This is a genomic window from Actinotignum timonense (assembly GCF_900155575.1).
Taxonomy (GTDB): domain Bacteria; phylum Actinomycetota; class Actinomycetes; order Actinomycetales; family Actinomycetaceae; genus Actinotignum; species Actinotignum timonense.
Map to the genome: position 1 here is coordinate 1,586,322 of NZ_LT706966.1, position 14,832 is coordinate 1,601,153.

At 65.4% G+C, this 14,832-nt stretch carries 13 protein-coding genes and 1 pseudogene; 8 read left to right on the forward strand and 6 right to left on the reverse strand.

The genetic code is table 11. The features are described from left to right. The first annotated feature begins 52 nt into the window (after positions 1–52). Entirely contained in the window at positions 53–1,087 is a 1,035-nt protein-coding gene (locus CZ322_RS06685) for a hypothetical protein (RefSeq protein WP_087070685.1), read from the forward strand. On the opposite strand, the pseudogene CZ322_RS06690 reads toward CZ322_RS06685, so the two are convergent. Then, positions 1,084–3,493, reverse strand: a pseudogene (locus tag CZ322_RS06690) (DNA gyrase/topoisomerase IV subunit A). The gene CZ322_RS06685 and the pseudogene CZ322_RS06690 overlap by 4 nt on opposite strands. Before the next feature lie 77 nt (positions 3,494–3,570). Here CZ322_RS06690 and CZ322_RS06695 point away from each other — a divergent pair. Next, positions 3,571–4,719: an alkaline phosphatase family protein gene (locus CZ322_RS06695; protein ID WP_087070686.1), complete on the forward strand. Its 1,149-nt coding sequence runs from the start codon at positions 3,571–3,573 to the stop codon at positions 4,717–4,719. A 10-nt stretch (positions 4,720–4,729) separates the two neighbouring features. On the opposite strand, the gene sepH is transcribed toward CZ322_RS06695, so the two are convergent. Next, the gene (sepH, locus tag CZ322_RS06700; RefSeq protein ID WP_087070687.1) at positions 4,730–5,980 is read right to left on the reverse strand and encodes a septation protein SepH; all 1,251 of its coding nucleotides are present in this window, start codon (positions 5,978–5,980) and stop codon (positions 4,730–4,732) included. A gap of 225 nt (positions 5,981–6,205) precedes the next feature. Here sepH and CZ322_RS06705 point away from each other — a divergent pair, with 225 nt between their 5' ends. The 4 genes from CZ322_RS06705 to CZ322_RS06720 all read left to right on the forward strand — a co-directional run bounded on the left by CZ322_RS06705 (position 6,206) and on the right by CZ322_RS06720 (position 8,470). Further along, positions 6,206–6,505: a DUF4193 domain-containing protein gene (locus tag CZ322_RS06705; protein ID WP_016442648.1), complete on the forward strand. Its 300-nt coding sequence runs from the start codon at positions 6,206–6,208 to the stop codon at positions 6,503–6,505. A 182-nt stretch (positions 6,506–6,687) separates the two neighbouring features. After that, positions 6,688–7,449 carry a DUF3710 domain-containing protein gene (locus tag CZ322_RS06710; protein WP_087070688.1) on the forward strand — a complete coding sequence of 254 codons (762 nt, stop codon included), beginning with the start codon at positions 6,688–6,690 and terminating at the stop codon, positions 7,447–7,449. A gap of 22 nt (positions 7,450–7,471) precedes the next feature. Continuing rightward, positions 7,472–7,723 carry a hypothetical protein gene (locus CZ322_RS06715; RefSeq protein ID WP_026428833.1) on the forward strand — a complete coding sequence of 84 codons (252 nt, stop codon included), beginning with the start codon at positions 7,472–7,474 and terminating at the stop codon, positions 7,721–7,723. Positions 7,724–7,771: 48 nt separating this feature from the next. Continuing rightward, positions 7,772–8,470: a DUF3159 domain-containing protein gene (locus CZ322_RS06720; protein WP_087070689.1), complete on the forward strand. Its 699-nt coding sequence runs from the start codon at positions 7,772–7,774 to the stop codon at positions 8,468–8,470. On the opposite strand, the gene CZ322_RS06725 is transcribed toward CZ322_RS06720, so the two are convergent. Together CZ322_RS06725 and CZ322_RS06730 are read right to left on the reverse strand one after the other, a co-directional pair. Then, positions 8,422–9,147, reverse strand: a complete 726-nt coding sequence (locus tag CZ322_RS06725) for a potassium channel family protein (RefSeq protein ID WP_087070690.1) — start codon at positions 9,145–9,147, stop codon at positions 8,422–8,424. The two genes, CZ322_RS06720 and CZ322_RS06725, sit on opposite strands and share 49 nt — an antisense overlap. Then, entirely contained in the window at positions 9,144–9,791 is a 648-nt protein-coding gene (locus CZ322_RS06730; RefSeq protein WP_035276902.1) for a potassium channel family protein, read from the reverse strand. The genes CZ322_RS06725 and CZ322_RS06730 overlap by 4 nt, the downstream gene beginning before the upstream one ends. Positions 9,792–9,842: 51 nt before the next feature. Between CZ322_RS06730 and CZ322_RS06735 the strand changes: the two genes are divergently transcribed. Together CZ322_RS06735 and CZ322_RS06740 are read left to right on the forward strand one after the other, a co-directional pair. Next, on the forward strand, positions 9,843–11,630 hold the full coding sequence (locus CZ322_RS06735; protein ID WP_143231875.1) for an APC family permease: 1,788 nt from the start codon (positions 9,843–9,845) through the stop codon (positions 11,628–11,630). After that, complete coding sequence (locus CZ322_RS06740; protein ID WP_087070691.1) at positions 11,627–12,895, forward strand: class I SAM-dependent RNA methyltransferase; 1,269 nt, start codon at positions 11,627–11,629, stop codon at positions 12,893–12,895. The genes CZ322_RS06735 and CZ322_RS06740 overlap by 4 nt, the downstream gene beginning before the upstream one ends. A gap of 6 nt (positions 12,896–12,901) precedes the next feature. Here the strand turns inward: CZ322_RS06740 and CZ322_RS06745 are convergent, their stop codons facing one another. Both CZ322_RS06745 and CZ322_RS06750 read right to left on the reverse strand, forming a co-directional pair. Further along, positions 12,902–14,116, reverse strand: coding sequence for an HRDC domain-containing protein (locus CZ322_RS06745; protein ID WP_087070692.1), 1,215 nt, complete (start codon positions 14,114–14,116; stop codon positions 12,902–12,904). Between the two features lie 102 nt (positions 14,117–14,218). Further along, complete coding sequence (locus tag CZ322_RS06750) at positions 14,219–14,791, reverse strand: DUF3000 domain-containing protein (protein ID WP_087070693.1); 573 nt, start codon at positions 14,789–14,791, stop codon at positions 14,219–14,221. Positions 14,792–14,832 lie beyond the last annotated feature (41 nt).

The following is a 14,832-nucleotide window of genomic DNA, read 5'->3' on the forward strand; positions in this document are numbered from 1 at the left end:
ACCCGGCCCGCGCTTCGCTACACTTGAGAGTCATACCCGTAAAGGAGGGCTCATGGGTAACGGCGCGATACGGTGGAGCGATCTCACGGCGGCGGATGCCCGCGCGATTTTCACGCTGCTGGACACCCACCAAAGCGCCGTGAACTCCAGTTTCCGCACCTCGCGCGAAGAAATCGACCTCATGTTTGAGCCCTCGGTTCCGCATAGCGTTTTCGGGTGGTACGACGACGCAGCACCGGGCCAGCGCCTCCTCGCCTTCGGTATTGTGCGCCTTTACGATGCGCGCACCGCGCATCCCACGGTCACGCTCTCGGCCAGCGTGCACCCCGAGCTCAGCCCGGAAGTGTGTGAACAGGCCGCCCGCGAGGTGCTTGACGAACAATTACGCCGCGCCCCGGCCCTGGCGGCCGGCACCCTCCACCCGGTGGCCGTGGCGAATGTGGAAAGTTGGGATCCGGAACGGGGCCGGGCCCTGGCGGCCGCCGGTTTCACCGACCGGCTCTCCTACCTGCAAATGCGCCGCCCGCTCACGCGCGGGCCGCTGCCCCTGCCCGCTTCCGCGCATACGGATAATAGCGGTGTGGAGCTGGTTCCCCTCACCCCGGATCGGGACGACGCCGCGCTTCTCGCCCACAATTCCTTTTACGCAGATAAATTGAATTACCCGATTTACACCCGGGAGCAGTGGCGCATCGAATGTGCTTTTATGCGCCGGGAATGGAGTTTCCTGGCGGTGGATACCCGCGGGGATCGGCCCCGGGTACTCGGGTGCATTATGACCGCCGCCTATGAACAGGACTGGCCCGGCCTGGGATTCCGGGAGGGTTATGTTGATGAGCTCGCGGTGCGGGCCGAAAGTCCGGACGGGGTCAATGCCCGCCTGCTGGCCGCCAGTATTGCCGCCCAGGCGCATAGCGGCATGGATGCCACCACGCTGGATCTCACCGTCCACTACGAGCCGGACGGCAGCCGCCTGACTCCCGAAAGCGCGGCGCGCCTGAGCCTGTATGAAAGCTTCGGTTTCGAGGTTACTGAACGCACCCGGGTGGTGCACCACCCGCTTCCGGATCTTCCGGCGCGCGGCTAGCTTCCGATAGCCGCCACCGGGACCGTCAGGGCGCTGCCCGAAGCATCCCGCTTTTCTTCAACCTCGGGCAGCTCAACGGGCTGGCCGGAGGCCGTGATGGCGCGCAGCGGCTCCGGGCCGATAGCGGCCACCGCCAACATATTTTCCCCGCGCAGGAAACGCTGAGCGCGCACCCCGCCCGTACCCCGGCCCTTCGCCGGGAAACGATCCAGCGGCGTCACCTTCGCGCTGCCAGGTTCGGTACCCGGGAGCGCCTGCGCATTCGAGGCAATCGTGGCCACCAGGGAACCTGCAAGATCATCACCGGGCACCACCCCGAGGGCAATCACCTGGGCGCCTTCCGCGCAGCGAATCCCGGCAATACCCTGCCCTGCCCGGCCCTGCGGGCGCACCAGTGATGCCTCAAAGCGCAATAATTGCGCATCGCTCGTCATGAGCACCACCTGATCGGTATCGCCGGCAAGGGCGCAGCCCACCACGCTATCGCCCTCGGCCAGGGTTATAACCTCCCAGCTTTCCTTATTCGGGTACGCGCCGTTCACCCGTTTAATCCGCCCGTGCGCGGTGGCCAGGGTGAGAACCGGATCGCCCTCAGCGGCGGTAAGCGGGGCCAGCCCGATCACGCGCTCCCCGGAATCCAGAGAAATCAGATCCACTATCGGGGTGCCCCCGGCCAGCGAGGGAGCCCCCGCGGTATCGGGAAGCGCCGGGACGGTGAGCACATCCAGGTCGATCATGCGCCCGTGGCTGGTCACCACCCCGATATGCCCGCNAGTTGTGTAAAAGGGACGGGCGCGGGCCGCTGCGCTCGGGAGCATCGCCGCCCGCGGTGCGCGCCACCAGCCCCGTTCCCGAGAGCAGCACCCAGGTCGGATCATCGGAAACTTCCAGGGGGAGAGCAGCCGGTGCCGCCGCGCTGGCCGCCCCATCCGATTCCAACAGCACGGTGCGCCGCGGGGTCCCGAACTGCTGGGCCACCTCCGTCATCTCGGAAGCCACAACCTCCCGCAGCCGCTCGGGCGAACCGAGGATTTCTTCCAGTTCCGCGATGGTGCGCTCGAGCTCTTCGCGGCGCCCTTCCAGCTCAATCTGGGAGTACTTGGTGAGGCGGCGCAGCCGCAGCTCCAAAATATAATCGGCCTGTGCCTCGGACAGATCAAAAACAGCGATGAGCCGCTCGCGGGCCGCCGCGGTATCCTCCGAAGAACGAATAACCGCGATTACCTCATCAATATTGAGGACGGCGATGAGTAAGCCTTCCACCAGGTGCAAATCATATTGCGCTGCCCGTAAACGGTGCTCACTGCGCCGGCGCGTCACCGTGATGCGATGCTTAATCCACACCCGCAGCAGTTCCAGCAGCCCCAGGGTTTGCGGCTGACCATCAACCAAAGCCACATTATTAATCCCGAAAGAATCCTCGAGCGGAGTGTGCTGGTAGAGCTGGGCGAGCACCGCCTCGGGGTGGAACCCATTTTTTACTTCGACGACGAGCCGCATGCCATGGTGCCGGTCGGTCAGGTTTTGGACCCCGGAGACCCCCTGAATTTTCTTGGCGTTAACGGCATCCTTGAGCTTGTCAATGATCTTTTCCGGACCCACAAGATAGGGCAATTCTGTAATAACAATGCCGCGCTTACGGGCGCTGATTTTTTCGATGCGCGCCGTCGCCCTGGTACGGAAAATACCGCGCCCGGTTTCGTACGCCTCCCGGATGCCCTCCAAACCAATAATTTTGCCGCCTTCGGGCAGGTCCGGGCCGGGGATAAAACGCATAATATCTTCGAGGCTCGCATCCGGGTGGCGCAGCAGGTGCTTCGCCCCGTTAATAACCTCAATAAGATTATGCGGCGGAATATTCGTCGCCATTCCCACCGCGATGCCGGAGGAACCATTGACCAGCAGATTCGGGATGGCGGCCGGGAGCACCTCGGGTTGCTGGAGGGTGTTGTCGTAATTGGGGACCATATCGACGACGTCCTCGTCCAGCGAAGAAATCATCGCCATGGCCGGGGCCGCCAGGCGTGCCTCGGTATAGCGCGAGGCAGCTGGCCCGTCGTCGAGCGAACCGAAATTACCGTGCCCGTCCACCAGCGGCAAGCGCATGGTAAAAGGCTGGGCGAGGCGCACCATCGCGTCATAAATAGCGGTATCACCGTGCGGGTGGAGGCGCCCCATCACATCACCCACCACGCGCGAAGACTTCACGTGAGCGCGGTCGGGGCGCAGGCCCATCTGCCCCATCTGGAAGAGAATACGGCGCTGCACCGGCTTGAGACCGTCGCGAGCATCGGGGAGGGCACGCGCGTAAATCACCGAGTAGGAGTACTCGAGGAAGGAGGTGCGCATCTCCTCCGACACGTTAATATCGACGATATGTTCCGCGGGACTCGTATTCTTGGGCATTGCTCAATTATCCCGCTTTTTGGCCGCGCGCGGGGCGGCGGCGCAGGAGTGTCGAGGCGGAAAGTAGACTGAGAGGCATGACTGAGCTTCCTGTGCTGCCCGCCGCGCGCTCGCTGCGCGCCGTCCTGGGTGAATGTTTAGCCGCCTGCGGGGTGCTGCCCGAAATGGAATCCGCGGCGGCGGAAACGGAGCGGGCTGGCGTGCTGGACTTGCCGCGTGCCAGCCGGGTCTGCCTCGTCCTCGTGGATGGGTTAGGGGCGGAAAATCTGGCGGCGCGCATTGGCCACGCGCCCACTCTGCGCGCTCTCACCGCGCGCGAACCGCTCACCTCCACCGCGCCATCCACCACCGCGGCCGCCCTCACCACGCTGGGTACCGGGGAACTCCCCGGGCGCACCGCGATGCTGTCCTACTCCCTGCGCTCCCCGCGCACCGGCCGCAATTTCTCCCTAATTAGCTGGGAGGATAGCGGGCTCAATCCGGAAGAATGGCAGCCGTTCCCCACCTGGGCGCAGCGCCTGGAAGCCGCCCGGCCCGGCATAGCCAAGCAGCTAGGGGCCATCCAGGATCCGGACCATATCGGTTCGGGGCTAACCCGGGCCGCCTGGCGCGGCTTTACCGCGATCGGGGGCCCGGCCCTTGATGACCGGGTGCACCTAGCCGCGCGCTTCCTGCGGGAGGGCGGGCGTTTCGCCTACCTGTACTGGGGGGAAGTTGATCACCGCGGGCACCGCTGGGGAGCCACCAGCGAAGAATGGACCATGGCGCTCGAAGATCTGGACGCCGGAATCCGCCTGCTCACCCGGCTGCTTCCCCCGGATACCCTGCTGGTCCTCACCGCTGATCACGGCATGGTCGATCCGAGCGAGCGCATCGATGTAGCCACCACGCCGGCACTGAGCGAAGGCGTGGACCTGTATTCCGGGGAAGAACGCGCGGTGCATCTCTACACCCGGGAACCGGAAGCGGTCGCGGCACGCTGGCGGGACTACCTGGGGGAGCGCTCCTGGATCTACACAAAAAAGGAAGCCATCGCCACCGGTATGTTCGGGCCGGTCACCGCGCAGGCACGCGAAGCTATGGGCGATGTGCTCGCTTTCCAGCGCGGCCCCCTCAGCGTGGTTCACACCGGGCAGATGCAGCCGGGCGCCACCTTTATGCGTGGGGTCCACGGTTCGCTTACCCCCACGGAAATGCTGATTCCCCTGCTCCTGGAGCTCACGTAGCGCGCCTGAACTAGTCCTTTTTACCGAAGACGATCTCATCCCAGGACGGCATAGTGGGCCGATCCGTGCGCTTGCGCCCGCGCCGCGCCTCGGTAGCTGCCGGAGTGGCTTTCTCCGGTGCGCTAGCCGGGGCCGTTTTATCGGGCGCCGGTGTGGAGGCCGCCGTGGGTGCCGGCGCGGGAGCCGGACTCTCTATTGCTGTACCACTAGCCGCATCCGTACCGCTCGGTTCCGCGCCCGCACCGGAGACCGCCCCAGCACCCGCGTCAGAACCAGCACCCGCATCCGAACCGGAAGCCGGGCGAAGCACCGGGGCCGGTGCCAGCTCCTCGGGTTCCAGCAACGCCCGCTGGCCGGGCAGCTGCCCCTCGCGCGAGGGCAGGGAAACGATGGTGGCCGGAGCCCGCAGCTCCTCTTCATCTTCGGGAGCCCGATGCGCCCCATCCCATTCATCGGGATCAACATCATGATCGGCATCCGGCATGGGCCGTGACTTACCGCGCTGAGAATCCAGCGAGGCCAGCACCTCATCAATAGAGGCGCGCGCCGGGGGAGTATCCACCGCGTTCGGGAGGGCCGCCGCCGGGGAGGCCACCGCGGCGGGAACCGCCGCGGGCGTCGTCGTACCGGAAAAAACAGGATCCGCAGGTCCCGGCACCACCGCGGGGGTGTGATCCGGGCGCCACGGGCCGGCATCGGCCGTGAGGGAGGTCTCCGAAAGCCAGGAGGCCTCATCATTACGGGCCTGGAGAGTGTGGCGATCCGTATCAATAAACCAGCGGGCCTCGTGCTCGCGGCCGGCGGAGATAAACCGCACAATCAGCGCCCAGGGCTGCCCGGCCTCACGCACCGCATCCCACGTAATCGACGCGGTATCCACATCGCGGGCAACCAGCCGCGATGTGACGAGTTCTTCAACTGTGAAACCTCCCACATCGCGCCCGAGGGTGTAGTTCCGGGCCTGCGCCGCGGTGTAGTTACGCTCGGCAATAATGGGGTGAGCCAGGGCGGAGATACGCGAAGGAGGCAGCGCGGCCATCTCGGAAATGTCATCAACGCTGCGGCCGGCCCGCACCAAAGCTTGGATTTCGCGCGGCCCCATCGGAGTGATCTCCTCGTCCGGAGCGCTGGGATGGGGATCCTTACGCAGGGCCGCCCGCAGATCATCAGTGACGGGCAGCAGGTAGCGATTGCCCTCCTCATCATTAAGCGTGAGGTTGTGACCGTCGGGTTGCAAGCCGAGCAGCTCCAGCTTTTTCATCTCTTCCCTTACTCTTGGTACCACTCTTAGGGTGCCACCTCCGGGCCCGAAAAGCAGGCATTGGGCGCGGGTGTGTTTCCATGTGGCGCGGGTGCTGTTACACTAAGCGCGCAGTACCACCCGTCAGGACCATACGCGAGGGCGGAAAGATCCGTTTCTCGCGGGTGGACGCCGGTTCGTGCGGAATCCACCGCATGGACCCCGGCACTTTTGGAGAGTGACTTTATGGCAACAGATTACGATGCTCCGCGCAAGCAAGACGAGGAGCTCCGCGAGGATTCCTTCGAGCAGCTCGCCGGGCGGCGCTCGGATCAGCAATCCGGTGCGGTCGATGAGGACGAGGTCGAAGCGGCCGAGGGCTTTGAGCTGCCCGGCGCGGACCTGTCCAATGTTGAGCTATCCGTCAATGTGATTCCGGCCCAGGATGATGAATTCACCTGCTCGCAGTGCTTCCTGGTTCACCACCGCTCCCAATTGGATCACGTGGAAGATGGCCTACCCGTCTGCGTGGATTGCGCGGGCTAGCGAGAAACGAGCTCGCGTGCGGCGGTTACGTTTGCGGCACGCGAAGAAGAAGTACGACGACGCCGCGGCCCACGGGCCGCGGTATCTCACTACAGTGCATCCCTACGGTGGGTGCATTCCACGAGGGTGAGCTCCCTCAGTAGACTAGAGGGAATGAAGGAATCGGGACGAGGAGTATAAGCATGGCATGGTTCTCACGGCGGAAGAAAAACGAGGCCCCGGCATCGCAGCCGGACGAACGTGACGAAGCCGGCCAGGACCTCGCCGCGGATAACTCCGGCGTGGCGGATGGCGCTGCCTGCAATGCTGATGCCGGTAGCGTAGATGCCGGCAATGCCGCGGCCGGCCCGAAGGCACGCGGCCCCTATGATGAATCGGAAGCTCCGGAGAATCCCGCGCTTATTGACGGCGGGGCCCTGCGCCTGCCGATCCTGCCCGATGCCACCATGCAATTCTCGGTTGATCGCGAACGCCAGGTCGTGCTTGGCGTGGTCTACATGATGGGCGATTCCGCGGTGCAATTACAGGTTTTCGCCGCCCCGAAATCCACCGGTCTGTGGGAGGACATCCGCGTAGAAGTTATCTCTTCCATCGCCAACCAGGGCGGGCGCTTCCAGGAAGCCGAAGGGGAGTACGGCCCGGAAATTCAAGCCCAGATGCCCGCGGAGAACGGCCGGGTGCCGGTGCGCTTCATCGGTATTGACGGCCCGCGCTGGCTGCTGCGGGTAGCCGTGACCGGGCGCGGGGCGGTAGACCCAGCTCGCGGCACCGAAGTACTCCACCGCGTTCTCGATGATCTGGTGGTGGTGCGCGGCACTCAGGCCATCCCGCCGCGTGAATTGCTTCCCCTCGCCCTTCCCCAGCAGGGCGAACCGGAACCCGAAACGCCGGATACCGGCATTGAGCTGCCCAAGCGCGGCCCGGAAATCCAAGAGATCCGCTAGTTAGCTCGATAGTTAGGTACCTATGGCTACGCCGGTGTGGGTGACGGGGGATATTATCGCCATCACGTACCCGGGCGCCCCCGGCGGAAACGGGGCACATACCCCGGAGGTGCGCATCGCCGTGGAAACCACCGCGGGGCTCCTCACCCTTATTTTCCAAGGGCGGCGCACCATCGATTGCGTGCGAGTCGGGGACCGCATTCGCGCCCGGGTGGTGCCATTGCGGCGCCGGGGCGTGCTGGTAGCATATAACCCGGAATATACGGTGCTTTAGCGAGTACCCTCGCATCCGTACCGCCCACGTCACAAGCCGGGAGGACCCATGGAAACCACCACACCCGGCGGCGGCCTGCGCGCGGTACTCGGGGAAGAATTCGACGCCTGGAAAGCTATTGGCGGGGTGCGCGGCGTTATCGAAGCCAATGTTCCCGCCCTCGTTTTTGTCATTATTTATTTGGCCACCCGCAATATTCCCCTGGCGGTGCTCGTACCCCTGGGCATGGCGATCCTGGCCATCCTGGTGCGGCTCATCCAACGCATTGACGTGATGCCGGCCCTCGGCGGGCTCTTCGTGGTGGGAATCTCCGCCTTCTTCGCCTGGCGATCCGGGCGCGCGGAAACCTATTTCCTCCCCGGCTTCCTCACCAACGCCGCCTACGCGGTAGGCGTAACGATTTCCCTCCTCATCCGGCGGCCCATCATGGGCTATATCATCGGGATGCTGCGCGGGGATATTGCCAGCTGGCGCAGCGCCACCCACCCGGCCGCCCGGCTCACCTACCGGCGCTACACCCGCATTACGTGGCTGTGGCTCGCCATGTTCGCTGGCCGCGTCGTCGTACAATTACCCTTCTTTATCAGCGGTAATACCGCGGCGCTAGGCGTTATCAAAATTATTGCCGGGCCGGTGCTGTTCTGCCTGGTCCTGTGGGCCACCTGGCTACTGGTGCGCGGTCTACCGCCCGCCAGTACCTACCTGGAGCCTTCCGAATCCGCGGCGGATTCCCCCTCCGTATCCTGAGCGGGAGCCACCGGGCGGGGCCGGAAATAGTTCTTGAGGGCGGACATATTCACATCGTCCCCGCCGTCAATAAGGAGCACCTGGTCATCCACGTCCACGATGAGATCGGCATCGGCCGTGAGGGGCACGCCGTCGCGAATAATAGCGTTAATGGCGACCCCGGCAGGAAGCTCAATATCACTAATGGCGCTGCCTACCACCGGGGCCTCGGCGGATACCGAAACCTGCCACAGGCTCGCCCCGCTGCGGTGGAAACGCATGACCTGGGTGAGGGAGCCATCCGAGACCGCATCCTCCACCAGGGAAGCCATAATGCGCGGGGTGGATACGGTCACGTCCACGCCCCAGGCGTCGGTGAAAAGCCATTCATTACGTGGGTTATTCACGCGCGCGATGGTGCGGGCGATCCCGAACTCGGTTTTCGCCAGCAAGGACACCACCAGATTCACTTTGTCATCCCCGGTGGCGCAGACGATAATATCCGCCTCCGCGGCGCCCGCCTCGCGCAGCGCGGGAACTTCGCAGGCATCGGCCAGGTGCCAATCCGCATCCGAAGCGCTCGAAATGCGCATAGCGGAAGGCTTCTTATCCACAATCGAAATGGAATGCTCGGATTTGAGGAGTTCGCGGGCCACCGACACCCCGACCGCGCCGGCCCCAATAATGAGAATATTCACTGCGCACCTTCCGATTTGAGCAGCACGTGTTGCACGCCGGAAGCATTCTCAGAAGCGACGAGCACTTTGAGGGTGTCCCCGTCCTGGATCACGGTGTCGCTATGGGGGAGGAGCCCGGCCAGACTGCGGATAATATAGGCGACCCGCGCCCCGGTTTCCTCTTCCACATCCGCCACGGTGCGCCCGAACCAGCGCCGATCCACCGCCACCTCAATAAGGGAAATCCGGGCGAGGGGATCACGGAATTCGTGGTGGGGGCCCAGCGGGATGAGCTCGCGCAGCACCCGGTCCGCCGTCCAGCGCACCGGGGCCACCGTGGCGATTCCGAGCCGTTCGTAGATAATCGCACGGGTCGGGTCATAGACCCGCGCCACCACATTGGTGAGCCCGAATGTTTCGCGCGCCACCCGGGCGGCGATGATATTCGAGTTATCGCCTGAGGAAACGGCGGCGAAGCCGGCGGCGTCGTCGATATTCGCGCGCGCTAACACATCACGGTCGAAACCCACGCCGGTGATCTGCTGCCCCGGGAAATCTTCGGGGAGCTTGCGGAAAGCTTCGGCGTCCTGGTCGATAATGGCCACCGAATGGCCGATGGCGGAAAGCGAGAGCGCCAGCGCGGCACCCACGCGCCCGCATCCCATAATTACGAAGTGCACTACATTACGCTACCGCAAAGCGGGTACCGTATCCTAGTGATGAGAAAATTATCCTTCCTGGGGATGTCCCAGTACGTGGGCGCGGCCACCTGCGTGTGCCTGGCGGTGGTACTCCTCCCGCGCAGTATTCAACGCGGGGCGCCTTTCGCGAACCCCACCCTCGTGGGTGCGATGGCGCTGGCGGGAGCCGCGGTGCTCGCGCTCGTGGTGGCGGCCACCATCGCCGCCTCCCGCGTGGTGCCCGGAAAAGCCGCCCACCAGGTGGTTTCCCGCTATATCTCCCCGGCTTTCGGCACCGTTGCCGCCGCCGCGCGCTTCGCCGCGTTCGCGCTGCTGCTGGTGCTGGCCGCCGGGCTGGTGGGCATGGCGGTCAATGCCCTCACCCCGCTGGCGGTGGACGGGCGGCTCATCCAAATCCCGCTGGTGGTGGTGTGTGCCCTGCCCGCGCTGGTGCACTGGCGCCTGCCCCTGGCGGGGGCGCTGCTCGCCGTGCTGGCGGCGAGCGGGGTGATTATCGCAACCCTGGTGACCGGGCTGGTGCGCGAGGCCCGCGGCACCGTCTCCCTCGCCGATCTCATCACGAACCGCGCCGAAGAACTCCCCGGCTCCCAAGCCATCCACCCGCTCGGAAATACCTTCGTTATTATGTGCTTCCTGGCCGCGGTGGTGCTGCTGGTGGGCGGGCGCATCGGCACCGGACGGGAACGTTTCCTAGGGCCGCGCGCCCTGAGCACCATTGCCGGCATCGCCGCGGTGGTGCTCTCGGGCACCTTCTACCTGGAAATGCGCCTGGATATTCTCACGGTCCCGGTAGGCCTGCCGAGCATCGTCATGGGCACCGCGTTCTGGGGGAGTACCGGGCGTATTATCACCGCGATTGCTTTCGGTTTCCTGGGTTTGATCTGCGTTTTCGTGGTGTACGAACGCCTCCCGCGCCTATTGCGGGAACTTGCTTTCGACGGCGCCCTGCCCGCTCGCCTGGCCGCCCCGGAAGCTTCCCGGGCCCGCAGCGGCGTGGTCTTGCTAGTGGCGGTCCTTGCCGGCGCCCTCGGGGTATTTTTATCGACGACGCACGCCGGCGTCGTCGCCCTTGTCTTTGTATGTTTCCTTATCTTCACGCTCCATTGCGCGGCTCTCTCCCTGCGCGGCGGGCAGATTCTCAAAACTTCGGAGCGGCGGGAAGAACGCCGGGCCGCGCATGCTTCGCGCTGGGGTTTCGCTTTCTTCGCGCTGGCGGGATTCCTTGTTTTGCTCGTCACGGTGGCCATGCAGCCGGCCTGGACGCTGACCTCGCTGGCGGCGGTGGCGGTGCCCACGGCGGGGATGCTCATCGCTCAGCGCGGGCGCGGAAAAATGAGCGCCCACCTCAAACCGCTGGACCTGGGGGCCGGGCGGCGCCTACCGGTCCGCACCCACGCCGTGGTGCTAGTTCAAGAACTCAATTTGCCGACCCTGCGGGCGGTCACCTACGCGCGGGCGCTGCGCCCCTCCACCCTCACTGCCCTCACCGTGGACCTGAGTGAAAGCCGTACCGCTGCGCTGCGCGCCGCCTGGAGCCAATCCCAATTACCGGTGGGATTGACGGTGCTGGGCAATCCCACCAGCGGGGCGCGCGGGCCGCTGGTGGACTATATTCGTTTCCTTCTCGATACCCACCCGCAGGATATTGTGCTGGTTATCGCCCCGAAGGTGGTCTCCACCACCCTGTGGCATCGGGTGTACCTGCGCCGTTCCGTGCCCGCGCTTTTCGCTGACCTGTCCTATGACTCGCGCCTCATGCTGGTGCAAGTTCCCTACCAAATCCATTCGGGAGAAGACCTGTGACCACCCCTGCTGCTCAAGCTCATCATTCGACCGTCGATATCACCCTGGAGGATATCGGCCACGGCGGTATTGCCATCGGGCGCGCCGAAGGCAAAGCAATCCTGGCTCGCTTCGGGTTGCCCGGGGAACACGTGCGGGTAGCGCTCACCGAGGAACGCGCCCGTTTCGCCCGCGGGGATGTGATTGAGGTGCTCGGCGAGCCCTCGCCCTACCGCCAAGCCCATCCCTGGCCAGAAGCCGGGCCCGGGGGCGTGGGCGGCGCGGACCTGGGGCACGTGATCTTCGACTACCAGCACGAGTGGAAAACCCAGGTGCTCGCCGCCACGCTGCGCCGCATCGGCGGGCAGGCACTCAGCGATCACCTGGCGGAGCAGGGCATTATTCCCGAGGTCACCGCCCTGGAATCCGACCGCGCCAGCGGCGGCTGGGCGAGCCGCACCCGCATCGACGTAACCGTGAGCACGGGGCGCTTCGGAATGTTCCGCGAAGGTAGCCGCGAAGGTCTCCCCATTACCTCCATGCCCCTCGCGGTGCAGGAGATTGAGGAGCTGGGCCTATGGGACGGCAGCTACCTCACTCGTTTGGCGCGCAGTATCGGCCCGCTGCGCGAGGGCCAACGGGTGCGTATCCTCGCCCCCTCAGCCAGCCCGGTGGCAGTAAGCATCGGCGGGCGCACCTTCGACGCGACCGGTGCGGAATGCTCCCCCTTCGCGCGCGAAGAAGTCTCGGTGGGAGAGAACAGCTACCGCTACCGGGTACGGGCCTCCGGTTTTTGGCAGGTCCACCGCGAAGCACCGGCCACCCTCATCGACCTGGTGACCCGCGCGGCTGAGGTTGAACCCGGCGACCATATCCTCGAACTCTACGCGGGAGCCGGGCTGCTCACCGTGCCGCTGGCCCGCGCCACCGGGCCAACCGGCCGGGTGGAAAGCCTTGAGGGTGCGCGTACCGCGGTGGAAGACGCCCGGGCGAACCTGCGGGGCTACCCGTGGGCACGTGCCCGCACCGCCGCTATTTCGGTACGGAATATTAGCGACGCCGATATTCTCCTCGCCGATCCTCCCCGGAGCGGATTGGGAATCGCGGCGGCCCGGGCCGCCGCAGCCAGCCGCGCCCGCCGGATCGTCCTGGTGTCCTGCGATCCGGCCGCGCTGGCCCGCGATGTGGCCGCCATGGTGGAGTCCGGGCGGAGCGTGGAGTCCATGCGCGCCGTCGATCTTTTCCCCAATACCCACCATTTCGAAGTGGTGACGGCGCTGCGCTAGGCAGTTTTAGCGCACCGCGGCGGCAATCCAGGTGGCGGTATTCTCCACCTGCCAGGGGCGGGCTCCCAGCTCAGCTAGCGCATCGCCAATGGCGGGAGCGGTGCGCGCTACCCGGTGGCGCAAGAGGCGCGCCAGTTCGCGCTGCACGGCCGGTTTGAGAAGCACATCGTGGCGGATTCCCAGCTCCGCCGCGCGTTCCTGAACGGCGCCGCGCACGTGATCGAGCAGGTGTGGAATGCCGCGCTCAGCGCGCCGAGCGGGGCGGGCCGGTGCCGGTTCGGGAAGTTCGGAACTCGGCAGCGCCCAGGCCTTCGCTACCGCCTGCCACAGGGCCGGCGCCAAGTACTGTTTGCCCCCGCTGCGCAGCGGCCGGGCGGTACGCACATCGGCCAGGGAGCGCGGGCGGCGCCGCGCGAGGGCCGCGATATCGGCGCGGGAGAGCACCAGGTCGGGGGCGGTATCGGTGGTTTGCGCGATACGATCCCGCGCCTGCCACAGGGCCCGAACCAGGGCAAGATCACGCCGGGAAGAGAAATCTTGGCGGTGGGTGGCGCGCCGCCACGGCTCCGCGGGGGCGGCTTTGGGTGGCCGAGTGCGGATCTCTTCAAATTCTTGGGCCGCCCACTCCAGGCGCCCGGCCCGCTCCAGGCGCTCAAGCTGCACCTCGCGCAGAGGCGCGAGCAATTCCACATCGAGGGCGGCATAGGAACGCAGCTCATCGGCGAGCGGGCGTTCGGACCAATCCGCCTGCGAATGCTCTTTCGCCAGGAGCAACCCCAGATTCTCCGCCAGCTGAGCCTGTAAGGAGATATGTTCATCGCCCAACAGCAGCGCGGCCACCTCGGTATCGAAAAGCTTGCCGGGCCCCGGGCGCAAACCGAGTTCCCCCAGGGAGGGCAAATCCTGATCGGCGGCGTGCAAAATCCACACGGTATCGTCAAGAATCCCGGCCAGCTCCGGGTAATATTCTTCATTTCCCACCGGATCACACAGCAGGGTTCCGGAACCTTCGCGGCGCAGTTGAATCAGGTAGGCCCGGGCCGAATAGCGGATACCCATGGCGCGTTCCACATCCACGGCCACGGGGCCACTCCCGCGCCGCAGCCTCGTGAGCGCGGGGCGATAGGCGGAGCCGGTGGTGAGCGGCGGGATACCTTCGCGCGGGGTATCCACATGAATCAGGGTGGGATCCTCGCTCCAGCGAATAGAAGAAGACGTCATAACCTCACAACTGCTCAGACTAGGGGCCGCGGTTAATACTAGCGGGCATACGCAGGTGCGGGGCTGCCACGCGCAGGGCGCCACCTCCTAGCGGGAGTGCCCCTAGCGGGCTGGCAGCGCCGTCGTTCCTTCCGGAGCTAAACCGCAAGCGAGCGCGATAAAATCCGCCCACGCCCGCACGTGGTGATAAAGATCGGGGCTGCTCGGGGTCCAGGAAGCCCGCAATTCCAGTTCGGTGAGGGAGGAGGAAAGCTCCAGCCCGCCGAAAGTTTCGTTATACATGCGGGTGACGGTACCGACCAGGTGGTGGTAATCAGCGCCGTGCGCATCCAGGGTATCGGCCAGCCACGCCCAGGCAACTTCGCCGAGCAGCGGATCGCCAGCCATGGCCGCGTCCATCGGCGCCCCCATATGGCACACAATCCGGAAGGTTCCGTGCCAGGCCTCCTGACCGGCCGGGTCGTGGAGTACCACGAAGCGGGCTCCGCCGCGATAGCTTTCCGGCTCCATCGCCGTCGAATCATTAATCTCAGCCTGCAGCGCAACAGCCCACGGAGCAATGCGTTTCGGGGGCGGTATCTGCACGATGTGCAGCTCGGGACGAAACTCGTGTCCGCGCAGGCTATCGAGCGCGGTGAGGAAGTCCTCGGGTGCATGAATCTGAGACACGCTCATTACCGTAATGCGCCCGCGCGCGGGTTTTAGCCAGGCGCGCC

Excerpts from the sequence above, each read along its gene's own strand:
- CZ322_RS06715 (WP_026428833.1), top strand. The coding sequence starts at position 7,472 with ATGGCTACGCCGGTGTGGGTGACGGGGGATATTATCGCCATCACGTAC.
- CZ322_RS06695 (WP_087070686.1), top strand. The coding sequence starts at position 3,571 with ATGACTGAGCTTCCTGTGCTGCCCGCCGCGCGCTCGCTGCGCGCCGTC.
- CZ322_RS06730 (WP_035276902.1), bottom strand. The coding sequence starts at position 9,791 with ATGGGATGCGGGCGCGTGGGTGCCGCGCTGGCGCTCTCGCTTTCCGCC.
- CZ322_RS06745 (WP_087070692.1), bottom strand. The coding sequence starts at position 14,116 with ATGACGTCTTCTTCTATTCGCTGGAGCGAGGATCCCACCCTGATTCAT.
- CZ322_RS06750 (WP_087070693.1), bottom strand. The coding sequence starts at position 14,791 with ATGAGCGTGTCTCAGATTCATGCACCCGAGGACTTCCTCACCGCGCTC.
- CZ322_RS06685 (WP_087070685.1), top strand. The coding sequence starts at position 53 with ATGGGTAACGGCGCGATACGGTGGAGCGATCTCACGGCGGCGGATGCC.
- CZ322_RS06705 (WP_016442648.1), top strand. The coding sequence starts at position 6,206 with ATGGCAACAGATTACGATGCTCCGCGCAAGCAAGACGAGGAGCTCCGC.
- sepH (WP_087070687.1), bottom strand. The coding sequence starts at position 5,980 with ATGAAAAAGCTGGAGCTGCTCGGCTTGCAACCCGACGGTCACAACCTC.
- CZ322_RS06710 (WP_087070688.1), top strand. The coding sequence starts at position 6,688 with ATGGCATGGTTCTCACGGCGGAAGAAAAACGAGGCCCCGGCATCGCAG.
- CZ322_RS06720 (WP_087070689.1), top strand. The coding sequence starts at position 7,772 with ATGGAAACCACCACACCCGGCGGCGGCCTGCGCGCGGTACTCGGGGAA.